Source organism: Shewanella sp. SW1 (assembly GCF_025653545.1).
Lineage (GTDB): Bacteria > Pseudomonadota > Gammaproteobacteria > Enterobacterales > Shewanellaceae > Shewanella > Shewanella oncorhynchi.
Genome location: NZ_JAKKSG010000022.1, coordinates 17,537 through 41,803, shown reverse-complemented (window position 1 = coordinate 41,803; position 24,267 = coordinate 17,537). Strand labels below are relative to the sequence as shown.

At 46.7% G+C, this 24,267-nt stretch carries 19 protein-coding genes; 11 read left to right on the top strand and 8 right to left on the bottom strand.

Features of this window, described 5'->3' with window-relative positions; all coding sequences use genetic code 11:
• Positions 1–270 precede the first annotated feature (270 nt).
• From L5M71_RS18170 to L5M71_RS18140, 7 genes are all read left to right on the top strand, one after another.
• Positions 271–1,194: an MBL fold metallo-hydrolase gene (locus L5M71_RS18170; protein ID WP_263208864.1), complete on the top strand. Its 924-nt coding sequence runs from the start codon at positions 271–273 to the stop codon at positions 1,192–1,194.
• 184 nt (positions 1,195–1,378) lie between these two features.
• Positions 1,379–2,071 carry a DsbA family protein gene (locus L5M71_RS18165; protein WP_263208861.1) on the top strand — a complete coding sequence of 231 codons (693 nt, stop codon included), beginning with the start codon at positions 1,379–1,381 and terminating at the stop codon, positions 2,069–2,071.
• Positions 2,072–2,073: 2 nt separating this feature from the next.
• Entirely contained in the window at positions 2,074–2,544 is a 471-nt protein-coding gene (locus tag L5M71_RS18160) for a nuclear transport factor 2 family protein (protein ID WP_263208859.1), read from the top strand.
• A gap of 294 nt (positions 2,545–2,838) precedes the next feature.
• Positions 2,839–4,041, top strand: a complete 1,203-nt coding sequence (locus tag L5M71_RS18155) for a metallophosphoesterase (protein ID WP_263208857.1) — start codon at positions 2,839–2,841, stop codon at positions 4,039–4,041.
• A 279-nt stretch (positions 4,042–4,320) separates the two neighbouring features.
• Positions 4,321–5,112: a substrate-binding periplasmic protein gene (locus tag L5M71_RS18150; RefSeq protein WP_263208855.1), complete on the top strand. Its 792-nt coding sequence runs from the start codon at positions 4,321–4,323 to the stop codon at positions 5,110–5,112.
• A 182-nt stretch (positions 5,113–5,294) separates the two neighbouring features.
• The gene (locus L5M71_RS18145; protein WP_028761398.1) at positions 5,295–6,404 is read left to right on the top strand and encodes an efflux RND transporter periplasmic adaptor subunit; all 1,110 of its coding nucleotides are present in this window, start codon (positions 5,295–5,297) and stop codon (positions 6,402–6,404) included.
• Positions 6,404–9,547, top strand: coding sequence for a multidrug efflux RND transporter permease subunit (locus L5M71_RS18140; protein ID WP_263208853.1), 3,144 nt, complete (start codon positions 6,404–6,406; stop codon positions 9,545–9,547). Before L5M71_RS18145 ends, L5M71_RS18140 begins: the two co-directional genes overlap by 1 nt.
• A 77-nt stretch (positions 9,548–9,624) precedes the next feature.
• Here L5M71_RS18140 and L5M71_RS18135 read toward each other — a convergent pair whose 3' ends face one another.
• The gene (locus tag L5M71_RS18135) at positions 9,625–10,548 is read right to left on the bottom strand and encodes a DMT family transporter (RefSeq protein ID WP_263208851.1); all 924 of its coding nucleotides are present in this window, start codon (positions 10,546–10,548) and stop codon (positions 9,625–9,627) included.
• 193 nt (positions 10,549–10,741) lie between these two features.
• Between L5M71_RS18135 and L5M71_RS18130 the strand changes: the two genes are divergently transcribed.
• Positions 10,742–11,602 carry a helix-turn-helix transcriptional regulator gene (locus L5M71_RS18130; RefSeq protein ID WP_263208849.1) on the top strand — a complete coding sequence of 287 codons (861 nt, stop codon included), beginning with the start codon at positions 10,742–10,744 and terminating at the stop codon, positions 11,600–11,602.
• Positions 11,603–11,717: 115 nt separating this feature from the next.
• Entirely contained in the window at positions 11,718–12,191 is a 474-nt protein-coding gene (locus L5M71_RS18125; RefSeq protein WP_263208847.1) for an NYN domain-containing protein, read from the top strand.
• A 112-nt stretch (positions 12,192–12,303) separates the two neighbouring features.
• On the opposite strand, the gene L5M71_RS18120 is transcribed toward L5M71_RS18125, so the two are convergent.
• The 6 genes from L5M71_RS18120 to L5M71_RS18095 all read right to left on the bottom strand — a co-directional run bounded on the left by L5M71_RS18120 (position 12,304) and on the right by L5M71_RS18095 (position 21,562).
• Positions 12,304–12,780 (bottom strand): group I truncated hemoglobin, encoded by a 477-nt coding sequence (locus L5M71_RS18120; protein WP_263208845.1) that lies wholly within the window; start codon positions 12,778–12,780, stop codon positions 12,304–12,306.
• Positions 12,777–13,658 carry a DUF3034 family protein gene (locus L5M71_RS18115; RefSeq protein ID WP_263208843.1) on the bottom strand — a complete coding sequence of 294 codons (882 nt, stop codon included), beginning with the start codon at positions 13,656–13,658 and terminating at the stop codon, positions 12,777–12,779. The genes L5M71_RS18120 and L5M71_RS18115 overlap by 4 nt, the downstream gene beginning before the upstream one ends.
• A gap of 76 nt (positions 13,659–13,734) precedes the next feature.
• A complete protein-coding gene (locus L5M71_RS18110) occupies positions 13,735–16,041 on the bottom strand; it encodes a GGDEF domain-containing phosphodiesterase (protein WP_263208840.1) in 2,307 nt (768 codons plus the stop codon).
• Complete coding sequence (locus L5M71_RS18105) at positions 16,031–16,708, bottom strand: methylamine utilization protein (RefSeq protein WP_263208838.1); 678 nt, start codon at positions 16,706–16,708, stop codon at positions 16,031–16,033. Before L5M71_RS18105 ends, L5M71_RS18110 begins: the two co-directional genes overlap by 11 nt.
• Positions 16,709–17,151: 443 nt before the next feature.
• The gene (locus L5M71_RS18100; RefSeq protein ID WP_263208836.1) at positions 17,152–20,310 is read right to left on the bottom strand and encodes an efflux RND transporter permease subunit; all 3,159 of its coding nucleotides are present in this window, start codon (positions 20,308–20,310) and stop codon (positions 17,152–17,154) included.
• Between the two features lie 13 nt (positions 20,311–20,323).
• Complete coding sequence (locus tag L5M71_RS18095) at positions 20,324–21,562, bottom strand: efflux RND transporter periplasmic adaptor subunit (protein ID WP_263208834.1); 1,239 nt, start codon at positions 21,560–21,562, stop codon at positions 20,324–20,326.
• A 417-nt stretch (positions 21,563–21,979) separates the two neighbouring features.
• Here L5M71_RS18095 and L5M71_RS18090 point away from each other — a divergent pair, with 417 nt between their 5' ends.
• On the top strand, positions 21,980–22,603 hold the full coding sequence (locus tag L5M71_RS18090; RefSeq protein WP_263208832.1) for a TetR/AcrR family transcriptional regulator: 624 nt from the start codon (positions 21,980–21,982) through the stop codon (positions 22,601–22,603).
• A 107-nt stretch (positions 22,604–22,710) separates the two neighbouring features.
• Here the strand turns inward: L5M71_RS18090 and L5M71_RS18085 are convergent, their stop codons facing one another.
• Complete coding sequence (locus L5M71_RS18085; RefSeq protein ID WP_263208830.1) at positions 22,711–23,598, bottom strand: LysR family transcriptional regulator; 888 nt, start codon at positions 23,596–23,598, stop codon at positions 22,711–22,713.
• Between the two features lie 90 nt (positions 23,599–23,688).
• Between L5M71_RS18085 and L5M71_RS18080 the strand changes: the two genes are divergently transcribed.
• Positions 23,689–24,123, top strand: coding sequence for a PACE efflux transporter (locus tag L5M71_RS18080; protein WP_263208828.1), 435 nt, complete (start codon positions 23,689–23,691; stop codon positions 24,121–24,123).
• Positions 24,124–24,267 lie beyond the last annotated feature (144 nt).

Genomic DNA, 24,267 nt, shown 5'->3' with positions numbered 1-24,267 from the left:
TTAAATCAATAACGTTCAATCAATAACGTTTAATCACTCACTTTCAAATCACTCGAAGGTTCACTCACATACTCACGTCACCACATGAATAATAACTAAGAGTACATACGGCTATTCGTCCGATTAATGCAACAAATATGGGCAGATACTCGCATTTATCTATTGATTATTGCAACCTATACTTAACTCACTTTTTGCAGCAGCTGCAAATCAATGAATGCTAAATCGAACCTTTTACTCTTTCACCCTGTGACTATAAGTGAGCCCCAAATGAACACATCGACCTATGCAATACGTAACACAGTTAACGCCACATTGAAGGTCTCGTCTAAAATCAGCCTAGCTGCCACCTTGTTGCTGGCAGGGCTTAGCGCGGTCAATGCAGCGCCATTACAAGTGAGCCATTTTAATCCGGGCGAAAACAGCATCTTTGCCGTGTCATCGAGCTTTATCAGCGGCGAACACGAAATAATGCTAGTCGATGCACAATTTCAAAATAACGATGCCCAAAAATTGGTCGACACCATCAAAGCCAGCGGTAAAAAGCTGACTCAGGTGTATATCAGCCATAGCGATCCTGATTTCTATTTCGGCTTAGCCGTGATTAAAAAGCATTTTCCCGATGCACAAATCGTCGCGACTCAAACCACGGTCGATGCGATTAAAGCCTCAATGGAAGGCAAGCTCGCCTACTGGGGACCGATCTTAAAGGACAATGCGCCAAGTGAATTAGTGTTACCTAAGGCGATTCACAGCGACACTTTCACCATCGATGGTGAGCAAGTGATTATCGAAGGTTTTAATGACAAACACCCTAAACACACTTTCCTGTGGGTACCATCGGCAAAAACCATCACAGGTGGCGTAGAAGTATTTGATAACACGCATGTTTGGATGGCAGACACTCAAACTGCCGCAGAGCGTCAGGAATGGTTAACTCATTTAGATGCGATGGAAAAACTGCTGCCGACCACAGTGATCCCAGGGCACTACTTAGGCGAAGCACGATTTGATACCCGTGCCATCGGTTTTACCCGTGAGTATGTAAAGGCCTTTGAAATCGCAGCAAAAGCCTCGAAAGATTCAGCTGAATTAATCCAAAAGATGCTGGCGCTATACCCACAAATGCCAGCCGATGCAGGGCTTGAGATCAGCGCCAAAGTTTACATGGGCGAAATGACCTGGCCTATGTAAGCCTAGTCATACCTATCTCGGCGATTAGGTACAAGCATTTAAGTGTAAATAGTTAAAGACAGGCACGTGAGCGATTGCGTGCCATTTTTTAGCTAAATAACGGCACCAACCTAACTATTTTAATCGATGTTCTCAAAGGGCTTAAGTCGCTAATGTAGCGACTTAAGCCAAAAGGTTTAACACTATGACTCAGCCAACAGCTCATCCAACTAGCACAACCAGCAGCACAGCAACGGCCAAAGAGCGCACTCTGCACGCCATTATCGACCCTTTATGTGGTTGGTGTTATGCCGCAGCGCCTTTACTCGATGCCGCCGCAAAAGCAGGCTTTACCATTAAGCTCCACGGCGGCGGTATGCTCACGGGCCCAAGACGTAAACAAATCGATGCTAACTGGCGCGACTATGTTATGCCCCACGATCTGCGTATTGCCGAGCTAACAGGACAACCTTTTGGGGAAAACTATTTTGATGGTCTGCTGCGCGATACCGCAATCGTACTCGACTCGGCGCCTCCTATTAAAGCCATGCTCGCAGTCGATGCTATGGGTGGCGACAGTTTGGCCTATCTACACTCAGTACAACTGGCCCATTACCGCGATGGTCACAGCGCCAGTGATGAAGGTAATCTGGCAAAGTTAGCCGCTGAACTTGGGCTCGACCCTATAGGCTTTGCGCAGCATTATGCCCAAGGTGAAGACAAGCTATATGAACATATTGTTGAATCCAGAGCATTACTGAATCTGATGGGGGCACAAGGCTTCCCTTCAATGGCTATAGAGGATCATGACGGCAACATAACCGCCATTAATATCAACCGCTTTTATGGCCAACCCGCCCAGTGGTTAAGCCATCTTGAAGCACAGTTTGAGTCGTAATCATGCCAACGCTTAATGTTGTTCCTGAAAGCTCCTTAGCAAATGAATCCGATCAGCTAAACCATATTGAAACGACGAGACAAACTGATGCGAATCTTGCACTTGTCAAAAGTACTTACGAGGGACACAGCTCTGCCGAAAATGCTAAAAATCTTGAGTATGCACTGGCAAATGACGCACGCTGGACAGAGGCGGCAGGTTTTCCCTATGCGGGCACTTACATAGGTTTTAGTGCGATAGCCGCCAATGTGTTCGCCCGCCTCGAAAAAGAATGGGATAACTATCGCGTCGATATCGAAGACTATGTGGCACAGGGCGATAAGGTTTTTGCCTTCGGTACTTATTCAGGTACTTATGTCAAAACGGGCAAGTATTTTAGCGCCCGAGTCGCCCATTTATGGAAAATACACAGCGGAAAAATCGTCAGTTTCGAGCAGTTTGTCGATAGTCATACCGTAGTCAATGCCATGTAACTGCCAATACAATGTAACGACAGTCATGCACTTATAGACATGCAATGATGGAATAACTGAATCACGAGGCGGGCAAGTTTACTTTAGCCCGCCTCACGACTTGCCGATGTTAAGCCTTATCCGTATGATTTAGTGTTTTCAATAGGTTTAGCACTTGACATTAAGTACTTAAGATTAAGCGTTTGGATTAAGCGCTTGAAATTGAATTCGTCAAGCTGCACGTTGAAGACTCATCAACTCAAGTGTCTAAAATGACAGAATGAATAACTAAAACAAGAACAAGGATGCGGTCTAATGCGAATCAATTCGATGCCAGTCGGGGCTCATCCAATCACGCTATCTATGACGCGACTTAGCCGAGCCAGCCAATGGATACTCAAGCAACAGAGAAAATTCACGCTCCTGTTATGGTTTGTTACCGCGCTTCCCTTTGTCTCACTCTCCTTTAACTCATTCGCGGCCAATACCAGTGAAGCCGAGCCAGAACTAAAAATTCAAGAAAGCAGCGTCACCGATGGCCCTTATGTGTTTTTAGATGACACTCAAAAGGACACTGCCTATTGGATTTGCCAAAGCGAGCTAAAACAAACAAGGATTGCGAAGGCGCAGTTAACTCGCCCTACCAATTGCGGTGAATTACCCCAACCGCACCTTCATACACAAGCTGTCACGGTTGAGCCAGATACCTTCACCCATGTCAGCAAAATTGTCGCCCTTAGCGATGTACACGGCCAGTTTGATGTAATGATTAACTTGCTAAAAGCCCATCAGATTATCAACAAAGATAACCACTGGGCCTTTGGTGACGGTCATATGGTGATGACGGGCGACATGTTTGACCGTGGTCATCAAGTCAATGAAGTATTGTGGTTTTTATATTCCTTAGACCAAGAAGCCCAAGCTGCGGGCGGACGCTTACATCTACTCATGGGCAATCACGAGCAAATGGTGTTTCGCGGCGACTTACGCTACGTCAACGAACGCTATCAAGTCTCGGCAGATTTACTCAAACGCAGCTACGATGCTCTCTACAACAAAGACACCGAAATAGGCCAATGGCTTCGCAGCAAACATACCTTAGTCAAAATCAATAATATCTTGTTTATGCACGGCGGTATCAGCCCTGAATGGGTCGAGCGTAAATTACATATCAGCGATGCTAACCAACTATTTCGGCAGCATTTAGATGATAAAAAAGCCGATTTGAAGCAAGACGATTTACTCAACTTTTTGTTTTTTACCAATGGTCCAACTTGGTATCGTGGCTACTTTAAAGATGAACTGAAAGAGTCGGATATCGATAGCATACTGAGCTATTTCAAGGTCGATCATATCGTCGTAGGGCACACATCGCAGGAACAAGTTCTTGGGCTTTATCATAATAAAATCATTGCGATAGATAGCAGCATTAAGAATGGTAAATCCGGTGAGCTGTTACTTATCGACGCTGGAAAACTCCGCCGAGGTTTGTATCAGGGTGAGCAGGTTTCGCTATAACCTGCCTCACTACTATCTTTTGCCCCAATACGTGAATGAGCTAGCGCCTTAATCCATGAATGTGCTGGGGCAATAAGGCATGAATGAGCAAGGGTAAAACGGGCGCCCGCCATGGCTCTAAATCGGCATAACGCTCAATCGTATGGCGCTCAATATGCACTCATCTTTATATCCATAAGTTCGCCTGTTCTAATTAACTCTGACTATACTCAAGCCAAGTGCGACTCACCTAAGTGCTGGAGTAGAAATGGGGAAGAAATTACTCACATTATCTAGCTTTTGCTTGTTTCTATTCAGCTTCTATCCCCCTCTGCATTTGCGGGCAGGGAACTCCAATTAGTCGCCACTAACTATCCTCCTTTTTATGCCGATGCTTTACCTGAACAGGGCGGCGTTGCGCAAGTCGTCAAAGAAGCTTTTAAACGCAAAGGTTACACTGCCAGCCTCAAGTTTTATCCCTTCGCCCGCGCGGCTTTACTCGTTAAAACTGGCCAAGCTGATGGCATCATTGGGCTCTGGTATCGTAAAGAGCGCGAGCAATGGGCCCAATATTCTGCGCCTATCCAACCCGTACAAATTGTGTTTTATAAACGTAAAGATTCACCGCTGAGTTTCAGTCAACTTTCAGATCTTAAACCTTTCACTATCGGTATAGGTCGCGGTTACGCTAATCCGCCAGAAATCTTCGCCGCGGGGCTCACCACAGAGGAAGGAAATTCGGATGAGATGAATCTCAAAAAGCTATTTTTAAAGCGTATTGACTTAGTCTTGATTGGCCATAACTTAGCGAGGTATTTAATTAAAAAAGGACCAAGTGAATATGAGGGTGCCTTTGAGCAAGTCGGCCAACCCATAGCGACTGAGGTATTTCATTTAGGGATCTCTTTGGCTGTGGCGGATCATCCGCAGTTAGTGACGGATTTTAATCAAGGTTTAGAGAGTATGCGCCGCGAGGGACGATTAGCGGCAATTTTAAGCCAATACCCTCAGGTTGAAACGACTCAAGCGCCGATTGAAAAACGCGAACTGAAGTCCATCCCTAAAGTCCGTCCAGCTTTTAAAAAGCAATAACAGCACAAAAAAACAGCAAAACTCTCGTTGAATTGTGCTCAATGCTCAAAAAACACAATTTCTTTCATTTTCGTTCGCTTACCTTTACAAACTTTTACCCAACTGGCGTACGTTATTCACTAGAATAGCGCCATTAGAGCGATTACCTTTTTAAACTGCCTTTGCGCGAGATAATAATTACAATGAAAAAAACCATTATTGCCATTGCCCTGCTTGCGATTATCGCCACAGCGGTGAGTTTTAGTGATGTCCTTCAAGCGGCTAAACCCGAAAACGCGCCACATCTTATGCGTACCGTTCCTGTGGTCACGGGTGAAGTGATTGAATATCCATTAGCGCAATCTATCTCTCTTATCGGCAAACTCGCGGCTGAACGTGCAGTGATCATTGCACCGCAAGTCACAGGTAAGATTAAACAAGTCGCAGTGACCTCAAACCAAGCGGTGAAAAAAGGCCAGTTACTGATCGAACTCGATGATATGAAAGCCCAAGCCGCCGTCGCCGAGGCCAATGCTTTCCTCAATGATGAAAAACGTAAACTCAAAGAATTTGAAAAACTGATCAGCCGTAACGCCATTACCCAAACCGAGATTGACGCACAAAAAGCCAGTGTTGATATCGCCCAAGCACGCTTATCCTCCGCCCAAGCAGATTTACATTACCACTCGCTGATAGCGCCGTTTGCGGGTAATACTGGCCTGATTAATTTCAGCGAAGGCAAGATGGTCAGCATGGGCACTGAGTTGATGTCGCTAGATGATTTGTCCAGCATGCGCCTCGACTTACAAGTGCCTGAGCATTTCCTATCGCAACTGAGTATTGGCATGCAAGTGTCAGCCACCAGTCGCGCTTGGCCGAATGAAATCTTTACTGGCAAAATGGTGGCTATCGATCCCCGCGTCAATGAGGAAACCTTAAACCTCAAAGTACGAGTGCTATTCGATAATCCGAAGAAACGCTTAAAACCGGGCATGATGATGTCGTCAACCATCACCTTCCCAGCGATTTCAGCACCTATGGTGCCAGTACAAGCTCTTGAGTATTCAGGAACTAAACGTTACGTATACGTAGTTAGCGCCGACCACATTGCCCACCGCACAGAAGTGACACTCGGGGCACGTATCGATAACCAAGTCTTAATCGAAAGCGGTTTAAACATAGGTGACAAAGTCGTGGTACAGGGCTTAGTCAATATGCGCGATGGCCTGCAAATCAATGAAGTCACGCTCGATGATAAAGCCTCAGCCCGTGCGACAGAGCTTTCAGGTCCTAAAGCAACGGAGACGAAATAATGTGGTTATCCGATGTTTCGGTTAAACGCCCTGTCGTTGCCATCGTTTTAAGCTTACTGCTATGTGTATTCGGCATAGTGTCGTTCACTAAACTGTCGATACGAGAAATGCCCGACGTCGAAAGCCCTGTGGTCACCATCAGCACCAGTTACTCGGGTGCGTCGGCGGCGATTATGGAAAGCCAGATCACTAAGACTTTAGAAGATGAGCTAACAGGGATCAGTGGTATTGACGAAATCACCTCGACCACACGTAACGGTAGCTCGCGTATCACAGTTAAATTCCTCCTCGGTTGGAACTTAACCGAAGGGGTCAGCGATGTGCGTGATGCCGTGGCCCGCGCCCAACGCAGACTCCCAGAAGATGCAAAAGACCCCGTCGTCTCAAAAGACAACGGCTCCGGCGAACCCTCAGTCTATGTGAACTTAAGCTCGAGTGTGATGGACCGTACTCAATTAACGGACTACGCCCAGCGAGTACTCGAGGACAAATTCAGCTTAATCAGCGGCGTGAGTTCTATCAGCATTTCCGGCGGCTTGTATAAGGTCATGTACGTCAAGCTCAGACCCGAACAAATGGCAGGACGTAATGTTACCGCCACGGATATTATCAACGCCCTGCGTAAAGAGAATATCGAAACGCCCGGCGGCCAAGTGCGCAACGACACCACAGTGATGTCGGTGCGTACCAAACGCTTGTACTACACGCCGAAGGATTTTGACTATCTTGTGGTGCGTACCGCCAGCGATGGCACGGCTATCTACTTAAAAGATGTGGCGGATGTGGCTGTTGGGGCACAAAACGAAAACTCGACCTTCAAAAGCGACGGCATAGTTAACATCAGTTTAGGCATTATTGCCCAGTCCGATGCCAACCCTCTGCTCGTTGCCAAAGAAGTGCATAAAGAAGTTGATCGCGTACAAGACTTCCTGCCCGAAGGCACTAGCCTAGTGGTCGACTTCGACTCGACCGTATTTATCGACCGCTCGATTAACGAAGTGTATAGCACACTTTATGTCACGGGCGCCTTGGTCGTACTCGTGCTGTATATCTTCATTGGACAAGCGCGGGCGACACTCATCCCTGCGGTAACGGTTCCGGTATCGTTAATCTCGGCATTTATCGCCGCTAACATGCTAGGTTATTCGATTAACCTACTGACATTAATGGCGTTAATTCTCTCCATCGGTCTAGTGGTGGATGATGCGATTGTGGTGGTTGAAAACATTTTCCACCATATCGAAAAAGGTGAAGAGCCCTTACTCGCCGCCTATAAAGGTACTCGAGAAGTGGGCTTTGCCGTTATCGCCACTACGGCGGTACTGGTGATGGTATTCCTCCCAATTTCATTTATGGAGGGCATGGTCGGACTACTATTTACCGAGTTCTCCGTGATGCTGGCGGTGTCAGTGCTGTTCTCCTCCTTAGTGGCACTCACACTTACGCCTGTACTGAGCAGTAAATTACTCAAAGCCAACGTCAAACCGAATCGCTTTAATCGTTGGGTCGACAGCGGCTTTGCTCGCATGGAAAGCGTTTATCGCGTCGCAGTGACTCGAGCGATTAAACTCCGTTTACTCGCGCCCTTAGTTATCCTCGCTTGTATCGGCGGCAGCGCTTGGTTAATGCAACAAGTGCCGTCACAGCTGGCGCCGCAGGAAGACCGCGGTGTGTTGTTCGCCTTTGTTAAAGGCGCCGAAGGCACCAGTTATAACCGTATGACAGCCAACATGGACATAGTCGAAGACAGACTCATGCCCTTGCTGGGTCAAGGTGTGCTGCGCTCCTTCAGCGTGCAAGCCCCCGCGTTTGGTGGCCGTGCGGGCGATCAAACGGGCTTTGTGATCATGCAGCTTGAAGATTGGGGTACACGCACCGAATCCGCACAGCAAGCGCTTGGGATTATTAGCAAAGCATTGAAGGACATTCCCGATGTGATGGTTCGCCCTATGATGCCAGGCTTTAGGGGCCAATCGAGTGAACCGGTGCAATTTGTGCTTGGTGGTTCCGACTATGCCGAACTGTTTAAGTGGGCGCAGGTGCTCAAAGAAGAAGCCAATGCCAGCCCTATGATGGAAGGTGCCGACTTAGACTACGCCGAAACCACGCCTGAGCTTATCGTGACGGTTGATAAAGAACGCGCAGCGGAGCTTGGGATCAGTGTCGATGACGTCTCGCAAACCTTAGAAGTGATGCTCGGCGGTCGCACCGAAACCACCTATGTGGATCGCGGCGAAGAATACGATGTGTACTTGCGCGGTGATGAAAACAGTTTTAACAACGTTGGCGATCTTAGCCAAATCTACATGCGTTCCGGTAAAGGCGAATTAGTGACGCTTGATACTGTCACCCATATAGAAGAAATTGCCTCGGCACAAAGATTAAGCCACACCAATAAGCAAAAATCGATCACCCTCAAGGCTAACGTCAGTGAAGGTTACACCTTAGGTGAAGGCTTAAAGTTCCTTGACGCTAAAGCCATTGAATTATTACCTAAAGATATTTCGATTGGTTACACGGGCGAATCCAAAGATTTTAAAGAAAACCAAAGCAGTATCTTTATCGTATTTGGTTTGGCTTTACTGGTTGCCTACTTAGTATTAGCCGCACAGTTTGAGAGCTTTATCAACCCGTTAGTGGTGATGTTTACTGTGCCTATGGGTGTATTCGGTGGTTTCTTAGGACTACTGATCACCAGCCAAGGGATCAACATCTACAGCCAGATAGGCATGATCATGTTAATTGGTATGGTGACTAAAAACGGTATCCTCATCGTGGAATTTGCCAACCAATTGCGTGACCGCGGCTTTGAACTCGATAAAGCTATTATCGATGCGTCATCCCGTCGTTTGCGGCCAATCCTAATGACAGCCTTCACCACCTTAGTTGGCGCTGTGCCGTTAATTTTCTCGACGGGCGCAGGTTCAGAAAGCCGTATCGCTGTAGGTACTGTGGTGTTCTTCGGAATGGCGTTTGCTACCTTTGTGACCTTACTGGTGATCCCCGCCATGTATCGATTAATCTCGGCCACAACGCACTCCCCTGGTTATGTTGAAGCTAAACTCGAAGCGGCGATTAAAGCACAAGAGTTAGCGGCACAAGAGTTAGCGGCAAAACAGCAGGAACTCGCACCTAAAGCCTAGCGATAATCATAGTTGTTGATAATCGAATAACAAAAAGCCAAGACACTCAATGTCTTGGCTTTTTTCTCATTAATGTTTTAAGCGTTTTTTGCTTTATTGGCTAAGCCTAAAAGTAAACCGAGACCAGCACCAAGCGGTCGTTGACGGCGCGTTAACATGTTACCGAGCGCGACTAGCAAGAGTCCCACGCTTGAATACCAAGTCCACTGATAATCCTCAAACACACTCGATACACTTAACGCCACCACAGGGGTAATCACCAACAGATATGCAGCGGCATTAGCGCCAATTCGCTCAACCAAGATCAAATAAGCGGTAAAGCCAATCACAGAGGCGATAACAGCTAAGTAGAACAAGCTGCCAAGATAACGGGTTGTCAGCGGTAAACTAAAGCTTAAATCTTTAAACCAGATGATGAGCAGTAACGCCGCACTGCCATAGCACATGGCATACGCTGTTGAGGTAAAGGGCGACACATTATCGCGCGAGTTGCGCATACTGATCATGTTACCAATCGAGAAAAACCACGTACCTAACAGCGAAAACAATAAGCCCCACACTAAATTTTGTGACCACTGAGTCGCGAGCAAATCGGCGCCAAAGAGTAAGATAATGCCCCCCAGACCGACACTGACTCCTAACCAAAAGTTGCGGGTAGTGGGCGTGCCGTAAAAAATGCGGCCATGTATCGCATTAAAAATGGGCGCAGTGGCCATAATCGCCGCCGTTAAACCGCTGGCGATATAATGGGTTGCAGTATAAAACGCGATAAAATTCAAACAAAATAGACACACACCTTGCAGTGCAAACCAAGGATGCTGCCTAAGCTTTACCGCTTGCAGCTTGTTATAGGCAAAGCCGATGGCGAACATCAACAGGCTCGCTATCGCGAAGCGATAAAAAATCGAGACTTCCGTCGCCACCTCACCGTGCTGCCACTTAATGGCAATCCACGAAAAACCCCACACAAAAATCATCAGCAAATACATCACAGCAGCCATAATGAGTCCCCTACACCTTCATAAAATACTTAATGAGGCGAACTATACAGCGATGGCTTTCGTCCTTATGTCACCATCTTGTGGGTCATAACACGATATTGCGGTTTTAATCGCAAGCGAACGTTGAGCCACGCCCATAAGTGCGATAATTTGGAAAGACAAAATGCTTAGCCAGTGAGATCACTAGGAACCCATGGAGCCCAAATACATCAGTTTTGATAAATCCGCCAAAACCTGTATTCGTAAACAAGCGATTACGGAGGATTTATCTTGGGCTCATTATCAAAATGCGGGCGAGCGTCTGTATTACCAAAACGATGCACAACATACGCTGAGCATGTATCTGGATGGCGGCTACGAAACCCACAGAACCGATATCAAGGCCGACTATGGCGCGCCCAGTAAGTTTTGCCTTATGCCCCAAGGCTGCCAAAGCCATTGGCAACTGGGACAACCGCAGCAGTTTATGCATTTGTATTTTAGCGATGAACATCTTAAAAAATTGGCGGTGCGAGTCTTTGATAAAGATCCACGCCAAGTGCGTTTACCTGAGTTGACCTTTGTCGATAATCCGAGATTGGAGGCGCTGTTTCGGCACCAAGTTGCGGGGCTCGATTGGCAGATGAGGGATCACCATCTGATAATGGAACAAGTAACCGACACTGTGCTGGTGACTTTGCTGCAAAGCTCAGGCTTTAATTTGTCGGTGGGGCCAATTAAGGGTGGGCTCGCACCTAAAGTGGCTAAAGCGATCAAAGAGTTTATTCATTGCCATTCCCATCGGCAAATTTACTTGTCTGAGTTGGCCGAGCTTGCCCAACTGAGCGAGTACCATTTTTGTCGCATGTTTAAATGCCAATTTGCGATGACGCCGCAGGAGTATTTGCTGCAAGTGCGCATTGAAAAGGTCAAACAAAGCTTGAGTCATTCAACGCAATCATTGACCGATATCGCCCTCAATAATGGCTTTGCCAATCAAAGTCATATGGGGCGTTACTTTAAAAAACTCAACGGCATGTCACCGGGCGAATATCAAAAATACCATAGAAGCTAACATACGCTTTGGGTTCACCATCTCGACGGCTGAACCCAACACTCTAACATCCTTGAAAACCCTATTGCCTCGATATGCTATAGTGCCCTTACTCCCCTAGCCGCTGGAAAACGCCTTGAAAAAAATCGCTTTATTTGTCGATGTACAAAACATCTATTACACCTGCCGCGAAGCCTATGGTCGCCAATTTAATTATCGTAAACTGTGGCAGCACTTAGGTTATGAAGGTGATATAGCATTGGCCGTGGCTTATGCCATCCATAAGGGCGACGATGGGCAATTGAAATTTCAAGACGCACTAAAGCACATAGGTTTTGAGGTGAAGTTAAAACCGTTTATTCAGCGTAGCGATGGCTCAGCCAAAGGCGATTGGGACGTGGGGATCACCATAGATATTATGGAAGCGGCGAGTGAAGTGGATACAGTGATCTTATTGTCTGGTGATGGCGATTTCGATTTATTGCTGCAAAAAATTCATAAAAAGTATGGGGTTGAAACCCAAGTGTATGGCGTCCCTACCCTAACAGCTAAATCCTTAAGGGATGCAGCGAGCCAGTTCCATCCCATAGATGAGGCGTTATTGCTCTAGTCACAAGACAAAAATGCGCCTATCCATCACGCTACCGTATCTGACTCATTCACTCTTTCGCCCCTCAATGTAGAGACGCTATGTTGAGCTTCTACTTTAAAGATGAAGCAAATCACTGATAGGTAATGTCCGTATACATAGGGGCGAGACGTTTTAGAAAGGCATTACGGGTCGATAGCGGAATATGTTGCTCTTTCATCGATTCAATCAAATGGCCGACTAAGGCATCGAAATCCGCTTGAGTAATATTCAAGCCTCTATGACTGTGCGCCATACTTTCGCCGTGATACACGCAGCCGCCATCGGCAACCAGACAAAAATGTTCAATGGCACGCTCACGAAATAACGCAATATCTGTCTCTTGAAAGTGATGCACTATGCGTGGATCTGTGGCAATACGAGCCAGTAAACCATCGACTATCGCCGATACGCCTGCGTTACCACCTAAATCTTGGTATAAGGTTTGATGGCTTGCGGTTTGGCGACTCGAGTGAGTTTGTGATGCTGAGGTTTCGGTCGTTTGCACCGCACAGCCAGTGAAAAAAAACACTGCGACGAAAGGTATTAGCTTCACCCGTAAACGCCTCATAACGCCCCCTCCACCGACAGGTACCAACCCCGTTGCTCTTCAAACCCTGCAATGCTGCCCAAATTCGCATAGGCAGTAACCACGGAAAGATGCTTATTGATAAACCACGCTAAAAACACATCTTGCCAATCATCCTCACGGGCAAAAGCTAACTCATCGGGTTTCTGGCGATATTCGATACCCAGCGCTACATTATCCGTCAGCAATACCGCGGCAGAGGCTTCGAGCACAAACTGGTAATCATGATTGGCTTGAGTACCAAAACCCAATAAACCCGTTTGATTCGCCTTGGTCGCGCGCACGGTCCCATTCAGTAATACATTTCGTCCCGCTACCGCATCAAAAAATACTTTGCTGGCAGCAACATACACATCTAAACCCCAATCATCCCGCGCCCCAACAGCCTGAGGAATCGCAAAGTCATCGACTCTTTTATACTGGGCACCTAAGGTAATTTGCGGCATAGCCGTATAAAGCAGCTCTCCGGCAAGCTTGTATTTTACGCCGAAGATATCTTGGCCTAACTCGCCGCCCATAGTATCCAAATCAAAGGTTTGCCGCGCAGCGCTCAGCTCGAATCGATTATCAAAACTCAAAGAAGCGCCGATCACTTTCAGCGTAAAATCATCGACATAGACACAAGTCGCCATCGCCGTTGCCGACCATTCACCGCTACTACCATAACCGTTGATCACGGCCCATGGCACTATACCACCGCCAGCACTGCCTTCAATCATCGTCCCGCCGCCAGTCGCGACCACACGGCTATCTTCAGCAAACGTAGGAACAGTACCCAATAGTAAAAATAGGCAAGACAAAGCCTTAACATAATTCCAAGTTAATGAATTCAACTTCAATGCATTTATGGAAATGTTCACTTGATGCTCCGCTCTCATTCTTTCGACGATGAATCGTTAGTCTAACGTCTTTGCATATTGACTTGAGTAAACGCGCTTATGCATCAGAGGTATTTGGATGGTTAAACGCCTCGAACCACAGATCAAATTCAGCCGCTTTTAAGGGTTTCGAAAACACGTAACCTTGAATGATATCGCAATCAAGATTGCGCAATATCTCAACACCTTCTTGTTCTTCAACCCCTTCGGCTACTACGGTAAAACCTAAGCCATGGATCAATTTAATACTCGTATCGACTATCATCACATCTTGGCTATCCGTGAGCATGTCTTTGATAAAGCTGCGATCAATTTTCACTTCATTAACGGGTAAAATTTTCAAATAGGCTAATGATGAATGACCTGTGCCAAAATCATCAATGGCAACAGACACGCCCATGTCACGGAATCGCTGTAATACACTCACCACTGTCTGTGCATCTTTCATCACGGCGCCTTCAGTGACTTCGATACAGAGTGCACCGCTTGGCAGATTATTATCTTTCAGTAAAATGGCGATTTGATTTGGTAAGCGAGTATCGACTAAATCATGGGCCGACAGGTTAATAGCCAGTTTTAGCACTATACCCCGCCGCTGCCATGCCACTAATTGCTGAATTGCCTGCTTCAATACCCACTGGCTAACAATATCAATGTTGCCTGAATTTTCAGCCAGTTGAATAAATTCATCGGGCGGAATAAACCCTAGCGTAGGATGTTGCCAGCGGATCAATGCTTCGGCGCCAGTGCACTGGTTTAGGTGTAAATCCACTTTAGGTTGGAACACTAAATACAATTGGTTTTGCGCTAAACCTATAGGCAAATCACGGATAATCGTCAGCTCACGCTGATACTTTTCATCGGCGCCTTGACGATAACTGACAATACGTTGCTCTTCGAGACAGGCTTGATTGAGGGCAATTTCGGCGCGGCGCACTAACACATCGATATCAGCACCATTACCATCGATTTCAAGTAATCCCGCACGCACGGTAAGAGAGATGTTTGAGCCTTGGATTGGAAATGGCGACTCCAACATATCCAATGATTTCAGCAAATGCTCGGGGCGGATCCCTTGACTGTAAAGGAGTAAAAATGAGTCACCATCTAAACGCGCCAGTAAATCCGGTGTCGGTGCCAATTGCTCTAGGCGACGAGCAAAAAGCAGTAACAAAGTATCGGCATTGGCAAAACCAATAATATCGTTGATATGGCGGAAATGTTTAATATCTAACAACACCATAGCACCGGATAATTTATCGTTAAGATCCGCCAAATGCTGTTTTGCGGCAAAACGATTGAGTAAACCTGTCAAGCTATCGTGGCGAGATTGGTAGACTAAATCCTTTTCCCGCGCTTCAATATCATCGCGCATTAAGGACAAACTCTTGGCCAACACCCTCAGCTCTGCTGGCGCACCTTGAATATTGGCAGGCTGCTTACCTTGACCGATTTTGCGGGCATAATTCACAAGTTGATGCACGGGTTCAGTCAAACTGCCCGATAACCAAATCGCAATCGCAATCGCCAGTGCTAAGGTCAAAGCAAAAATCAGCAGCATATTATTGCGTAGTTGCTGATAACTTTGCTGCCACTTGAGGTTTGATTGGTGTAGTAGCGCTAATTGGCTGCCGTTGTGATCATAAAGTTTGATGCCCATAGACAGATGATCTACGGGAATACTTTCACTAGGCATTTTCAGCAAGCTAGGCAATAAGCTCGTCTGCTCAATTACGCTTAACTTTTCATTATCTGATAAGGTTGAAGCGATTTCAGTGCGGCCCGTTGCCTGATTGACAAAACTCACATCGATGCCCGTAATGGCTTTAGCTTGTTGGGCGACCTTCTCATCTAATAGAAACCCCATGCCAACCCAAGCGATTAAGGTCGGCGCCTTCACCGGCTGCAGCACAAACTGATAGCTAGCATGATCAAAATTAAGGATAGCTAACGCATTATGATTGCTGGTGGTCATATTAAATAAGGATTGAATATCATCCTGAGTGAGTCCGGGCAAACTCGAGGTCAAGAGCTCCCCTTTAGGTGATAACAATACAGCGGCGTCAGCACCAATACGAGAGCCGTGATTAGATAACACTGACTCAATGGTTTCTTGCTCACCAGTAGCAATCGCGCGCTTAAAACCAAAATCGGCACTGAGTACGGACAAACTTTGACTGAGCTGAATACCGCGATTCGATAACACTTCAAGAAACACATTCGCGCCAATATCGAGGCTTTTCTGTTGCTGTAAAAAGTTATCTTTTTCGGTCGCTGTCAACACGGAAAATGCCGTGGCAAATTGCACTAACGTCAGCACAATAAAGAAAACTAAAATCAGCCGAGCGCGAAAACTATTTAGCATGTAATGGCTTACCTTCAGAATCGTAGTGACCAAATCCCGACGGCGGAGCCGACGGTTTAGCTTGACGCTCAATGTCTAAGGACAGACTGAGTTGATTAGGACCATTAACTATCAGTAAATCCGTTGGGTCTGATGCCGCCTTCTGCCATGGATGCCAGCGCTTAACTTTATATTGACCGGCGATAAGTCCCTTAAACTGGATCTCACCTTTTTCGTCCGTCACCGCGACAATAGGGCTATCTGCCACATAGATAAATGCCTGCATATAATCGTGAATATTACAGCCAAGCGCGACCAAACCGGGTTTATCAAACTGAATCGGCGCTTCGGCCTGACCCACATACAATTTAAGTTCGAAAGGTTTAGCTTCTGAAAAAGAATACACATGGTGGCGAGTACGATCTAAGTTGGGAAAATCCACCTTTGCACCTTTAGGCACCGCCAGCACAAAGGGGATAAAGGTTCGATTTTTTTGCGACATTTCATAATGCTCGATAGGTATTGCATTATCGGGCATCACTGCAGGGATCAGCTCCACAACAGTATCGGCAATGGCCTGTTGTTGCAGATCTACTACATTAATATTGAGTTCAGCAGCCATGACTTGAGGCGTGAAATAGATCAAAACGCAAAGTACTAACGCATATAAAACGCGATATAGGATCATCCGTTACCTCGGGCATAGTGATGCAAGGCCAACAAGTACCTTAGCTGAGTTCTGCGTAAAAAAACGATCTAGATTCATCTAGCATTGTACATTACTAATGTATTGAATAATCATCAAATTATATAGAAAAGTCGTAAAACAGTAACCATTCTAATCATACTGTGATAATGACGCGCTCAAGTGGCAATAAGTTATAAGCTAACAGAATGGTCCGGTAATAGTTATTCATTGTTTCTTATTGATGATCCAGAAAATACCAACGATATTCCTCATTTCTGGTTTTAGTTTTAATCTGGCGAGCAATACCATCACTAAACATCAATTGACCTAATGTTAATTAACCACAGCTAAAGATAGTCAAATCTAATCGCTCTCGCCGTGAATAAACAAAAAAGGCCTACTCAATGTAGACCTTTCATGTGTTTTTCAACTAGAAAACAAGCTTAACCGACGGTTATCTCTTTATGCTCATCGGCTTTTTTACTGCCTCTCTTTGCTAAGGCATAGTAAAACAGCGGCGTTAGGATAAGACCAAATACAGTCACCCCAATCATACCGGCGAATACTGCCACGCCCATGGCTTGGCGCATCTCGGCGCCCGCACCAGTGGAGAACACCATAGGCACCACTCCCATAATAAAGGCGATAGATGTCATCAAGATAGGACGTAAACGTAATCTTGCAGCCTCTAATATCGCCTCCATAGGTGCCATACCATGATCTTGTTTCTCCTTTGCAAACTCGACAATCAAGATAGCGTTCTTAGTCGCCAGCCCCACCAGTACTATCAGGCCAATTTGGGTGAAGATATTATTATCTCCACCGTAAATCAGTACACCACTGAGGGCTGAAAGTAAGGTCATTGGGATGATTAAGATAATCGCCAATGGCAAGCTTAAGCTCTCGTACTGGGCAGCTAGCACCATAAACACTAAGATGATCACCAGCGGGAAAACCAAAAGACCCGTATTACCCGCGAGAATTTGCTGATAAGTCAGCTCGGTCCACTCATAAGTCATACCATTAGGTAACGTTTCAGCCAAAATTTTCTCAATCGCCGCCTGCGCTTGGCCAGTGCTCACTCCTAGCGCTGGACCACCGTTGATTTCAGCGGTCGTGAAACCGTTATAGTGCATCACTCTGTCTGGGCCTGAACTTTGGCTGACGTTGATGAACGAACCTAACGGGATCATGTCACCATTCAGATTCGGCACCTTTAGCTGACTTATCTGCTGCGGGCTTTGACGGAACGCCTCGTCAGCCTGCATATTCACCTGATAGGTTCGACCAAAACGATTGAAATCGTTGATATAGGTTGAACCCACATAGGTTTGTAATGTCTGGAAAATTTGATCGAGCGACACTGCCTGCTGTTTCGCTTTAGTCCGATCGATATCCAGTTCAAGTTGTGGCACGTTCACTTGATAGCTGGAAAAAATCCCCGCTAATTTTGGATCGGCCCACGCCTTGTACATCACTTGTTGGGTCACCTGATACAAGGCCTCATAACCAAGGTTGGCTCTGTCTTGAATTTGCAGACGGAACCCTCCTATAGTGCCGAGGCCTTGCACAGGTGGCGGCGGGAAGATGGCAATAAACGCATCCTGAATGTCAGCAAATTGCTGATTCAGCTGTCCTGCAATGGCATTCGCCGACAGTTCAGGACTGGTACGCGAGTCAAAATCATCGAGCGCGACAAACACCACGCCTGAGTTAGGACTATTGGTAAAACCGTTGATGCTAAGGCCAGGGAAGGCAATCGAGTGCGCGACTCCGGGGTGATTTAGCGCAATCTCAGACATCTTCTTGATCACACTATCCGTACGTTCAAGGGATGCCGCATCGGGCAACTGAGCAAAGGCCACTAAATACTGTTTATCTTGGCCGGGCACATAACCCGTTGGTGTATTGGCAAATTGCACACCCGTTAACGCCACCATGCCTAAATACACTAGACCAATAATGCCGCCAAAACGGATAACCTTACGCACTAACCAGCCATAACCATCGGATGCACGGTTAAATAAGCGATTAAAAGGCACAAATAACCAAGCACCAAACAACTTATCCATTAGACGCGTTAAGCCGTCCTTAGGTGCATCATGGCTCTTGAGTAACAGCGCCGATAATGCCGGACTCAAAGTGAGTGAGTTAATCGCCGAGATAAAGGTCGAGATAGTAATAGTCAAGGCAAACTGTTTATAGAACTGCCCGGTTAAACCGCTCATAAAGGCCGTTGGAATAAACACCGCCGCCAGCACTAAGGTGGTTGCCACAATCGGGCCAGTCACTTCCTTCATCGCCTTTTGTGTTGCCGCAACTGGGCTTAATCCTGCGGCAATATTACGCTCGACGTTTTCGACCACGACGATGGCATCGTCAACCACGATACCGATGGCGAGCACCAGCCCAAATAGCGACAAGGCGTTTAACGAGAAACCGAGCAGATGCATAAAGGCAAAGGTACCGACCAAAGACACAGGCACGGCCACCAGCGGAATAATCGATGCGCGCCAAGTTTGCAGGAATAGCACCACCACTAACACCACCAGCAACACTGCCTCGAGCAGGGTTTTTACCACAGCTTCAATCGAGCCACGCACGAACACTGTTGGGTCGTAAACGATTTCGTATTCGAGTCCTTCAGGGAATCCTTTAGACAGCTCAGCCATTTTGGCGCGCACATCGTCGGAAATCTGAATCGCGTTAGAACCCGATGCTTGGAATACAGGAATAGCGACCGCATCCTTATTATCGAGTAAAGAGCGCAGCGCATAACTCGTTGCACCGAGTTCCACCCGCGCGACATCTTTAAGGCGGATCACTTCAGCATTCTGACCAACTTTGATGATGATATCTTCAAATTCAGACAGTTCAGTTAAACGGCCTTTCACGTTAATTAAAAGTTGAAAGTCAGCACTGCCACTGGGCTGCGCGCCTAAACTGCCCGCTGCTGCCTGTTGGTTTTGCTCACGTACGGCGGCAATAATGTCCGCTGGCGATAAACCCAGCGCCGAGACTTTATTGGGATCAAGCCAAATCCGCAGGCTGTATTCGCCGGCGCCAAACAAACGTACAGCGCCGACACCGTTAATCCGCGCTAACTCGTCTTTGACGTTTAGCGCCGCATAGTTAGACAGATACAACATGTCGTAACGGTTATCCGGCGATAACAAATGCACCACCATGGTCAAGTCTGGCGATGATTTTTCGGTGACTATACCTAAGCGCTGTACTTCCTGCGGCAGACGGGGCATAGCGCGATCCACTCGGCTCTGCACTTGGGTTTGTGCCTTATCCACATCCGTGCCAATCGCAAAGGTGATGGTCAAGGTCATGCGTCCATCGGACGTCGCCTGCGATGACATATACAACATGTCTTCGACGCCGTTAATTTCCTGCTCCAACGGTGAAGCCACAGTTTCGGCAATCACTTTAGGATTTGCGCCAGGATAATTAGCAGTGACCACTACCGTTGGTGGCACTACCTCTGGATATTCGGTAATAGGCAACTGCCAAACGGCAATCGCCCCCGTGATAAGAAACAGCAATGACAGCACGGCTGCAAATATTGGTCTTTTAATGAAAAACTGCGACAACATGGTGTTCTATTCCTTAACCGCGGCTAGCCGTTTCGACCGCTTGCGCAGTCAAATGCTCTTGGTTTTTATCGAGTATTAACTGGGCTTGGCGTAGCGCCTCGAGCTTGTAGCTGTCGACCATGTCCACTATGTTTGGCTCAATTTGCATCTTAGGACGAACGCGTTGCATACCGTTGACGACGATCTTGTCTTCGGCCATCAAGCCTTGGGTTACAATGCGCAGTCCTTGGACTTTTTCGCCTAAGGTCACACCGCGATATTCGACCGTGCCATCATGAGCGACGACCAGCACAAACTTATTATTGAGATCTGTGCCAACCGCTTTATCGTCAATCAAGATCCCCTCATAGGCGCCACTGCCCGCAGTACGAAGACGCGCAAACAAGCCTGGCAATAGGTTATTGTCTTCATTGTCAAAAGTGGCCCTCACTCGAATAGTACCCGTCTGCTTATCCATCGCATTATCCACAAAGTCGACCATGCCAATATGGTGATAATCGCGCTCATTGGCTAAAGCCATGTAAACAGGATTATCGCCAGCACGGGGATCGTTACGTTTGTTCTGCGCGGTTAACTTCACGTATTTAAGGTAGGTTTGCTCGTCCACATCAAAATAGGCATACATGCTGGCGGTAGAGACTAAGCTGGTCAGCACACTCTGCCCTGCGGTGACATAGTTACCCGCAGTGACGTTAGCGTAGGATACGCGGCCATCAATCGGCGCTTGCACTTGGGTATAAGCTAAATCAAGCTCGGCGCGCATGAGTGCTGCTTTCACCGAAGCGACTGCGGCTGCAGTCTGACGTTTATTCGACTCACGGGTATCGAGTAATTCGGCCGAGACCGCCTTTTGGTCAAATAACTTATGTGCTCGTTCAAAATCATTAGTGGCCAGTTGCTCAGCAGAGAGTGCGCTAGCAAGATCTGCTTTTAACCGGGCCACTTCCACTTCAAACACGCTTGGATCGATGCGAAATAACACTTCGCCTTTTTTCACTAAGGCGCCTTCTTTAAAATTTACTGAGTCTATATAGCCCGACACCCGCGGGATAAGGGTGACACTTTCTGGCGCCTGTAAACGACCGGTAAACTCATCCCATTCGGTGACTCGCTCATGTAATACCTGAGCGACATCCACCTTAGGCGCACTCGGTGCAGGTCCCTGCTGCGCTGTTTGCTCACCACAAGCTGAAAGGACGAAAGCAGCCACAGCCGTTAACATCATTATTCGTAAAGGTTTGTTACTCATCATATTACTATCCTCAAAGTGGCGGGCATTTCACGCTGTTCGAACCACACACATGCAGCTGTGTTACAAACCAAACCAATTAAATACCGACTGGTAAAAAATATTCTGTACTGGACGGTAATATATAGTGTAAAATGATGCTGTCAACAAATTTACGTACCGAACGGTATTTAAATAAAAGTGTGCACTTACCCTAGGCATGCAATGCGTCCAGAGGCAAAAGGCTACGAGTTTGAACTGCAAAGCATTTTGATGAATATTGAAGCAAACACTGACTAACGCAGATACCATGCTGAACTTAGGTGACACCTTGAATGACTAAGTAGACATATCCCCTAAGTCCGTCATAGGTAGCAAGTGTGGCTGGACAGGGACTAAACCCATGTCTATCCTAGGGGCAATTGAGAATTGAGGAGCCTAATGATGTCAACCGTCACCCAGACGCCCTGTGTTGGTCGCCCACGAGCTTTTGACACTGACGATGCATTAGCAAAAGCCTTAGAAGTCTTTTGGCGCAAAGGTTTTGAAGGTACGTCGTTAACCGATTTAACCCAAGCTATGGGCATTAATAAGCCAAGCCTTTATGCCGCCTTCGGCAATAAAGAACAGTTATTTCTCAAAGCGATAGAATTATATGAACAACGCCCCTGTGCGTTTTTCTATCCCGCACTTGAGCAGAAAACCGCCTATCTGGTGGTCGAGTCGATGCTGCTCGGGGCTGCGAGCTCTTTTGTGGATAAAAGCCATCCGCAGGGATGTTTGATTGTTCAAGGGGCATTAACCTGCAGTGAAGCAGGGCAAGCGATTAAAGATACCTTGATTAATCGTCGTCGCGACGGTGAAATCGCCCTGTGCGAACGACTGCAACGCGCCAAAGATGAAGGGGATTTGCCCGCAGATGCCGAGCCGTTACTGCTTGCCCGTTATGTAGGCACAGTTTTGCAAGGCATGGCCGTACAAGCGACCAGTGGGATTTGCCCGAATGAATTACGCAAAGTCGCCGAGCTAGTGCTAGCTAACTTTCCGTGCAATGATGAGTCCTGATCCATAAATCCTAATGCATAAATCCTGATGTGCACAAACAATAACCCCAGTCGAGTCCTCACTTACTGGGGTTTTATTTATGCTTTGCTTTATTTCTGCCCAGCCATTTACTTCTGCACAACCAAGAGTTCTCTAAACAGTTGTCTGAGTCGTTTCAATAATGGCAGGCTGCTTTTATCTTGATGCTGGATCACATCGACGTTTGCATACCAGCCTATCTGCTCAAACTCTATAGGGACCCGAGTCAAGTTGCCCGATAAAACTGAGCTGGATGCCATGTGCTCTGGCAACAGACACCAACCATGGCCCTGTAATGCGAGCTCCAATAACACGTAATAGTTATCGGCATACCAAACATCAGGACTAAACGCCTGCTGAAAACTACTGGTTTGAGTATTACGTGAGCGGATGAGTAATTGTCGATACAGTCGCAATGCGTCCATGTTCGGTGCAACTGATTTTGCTAAGGGATGCGAACTCGCCACATAAAGATCGAATTTAATCACCCCGATACTCTCAAAATCTATGCTACTTGGCATAGATAATTCACTAAAGATCAGCCCTGTTGATGCTCTTCCAGAATGCACCATGTCGATAATATCTATGCTTGAGGCACTGAGAAATTCGAGTTCGATATTAGGAAAATCACTTTCTAACAACCGTATGATTTCGGATATTCTCTGTATCGGAATACCTTCATCCACCGCAAGGCACACTTCTGAAGATTGACGACCAAAAAGCGATAAGGCGGTATGTTTGAGTCTACGATGTTGAAGAATCGTCGCTCTTGCGTAGGGCAGTAATTTACTGCCTTCGGCCGTTAATACTGGGTAACGACCCGAACGGTCAAATAACTCAACCCCACAGTCAATTTCAAGATTCATCACATGCTGGCTAACCACGGATTGTGCTTTCTTAAGTTGCCTTGCGGCATTCGAAAATGAACCAGATTCTACGGTTTCCATAAAGGCTTCGAGTTGTTCGAGACTAAACATATTGCTTTTACCGATACTATCTAACTATTAGTTATCCCTATACTAGATAAAATTATGGCCATAGTCACATTGAATGAATGGGAAATAGCCATGAAAACGACAGAACGTATCTTTAACGCCTTACTCTTTGAAGCAATTGCCCTCGCGATTATTATCCCGGTTTCTGCCCTCATATCAAGCAAGGGAACCAGTGAGCTTGTCATAGTCGGTATCGCTTTGAGTCTTTATACCGTGGTGTGGAACTACTTCTACAACCTTGGATTCGACAGGGTATTTGGGGCAAATCGAAAGCAACGCACTTTAAAAACCCGAATACTGCATACCTTTGGATTTGAAGGGGGACTTATTTTCATTAGCATACCGACCATCGCTTGGTTTTTACAGATAGGCTGGTTGGCAGCCATGGGCTTAGAAGCGGTTTTTTTAATCTTTTTCTTCTTCTATAGCACGCTATTCCATTGGTGCTATGACAAGTATCAGCCCTATAAGACTTGGTTTACGATGCAAGCCACTAAGATCAAATAGCCCAGCTAACATCAACACAACACAACACACCATCAAACGAACCTCACTAAGCACTTTAGCGGTTCGTTTGATGGCAGTTTTGAAACCTATCCATTTCAATTTCTTCTACTTAGCAAAAATGCTAAGCCTGTTCATTCGTTGCCC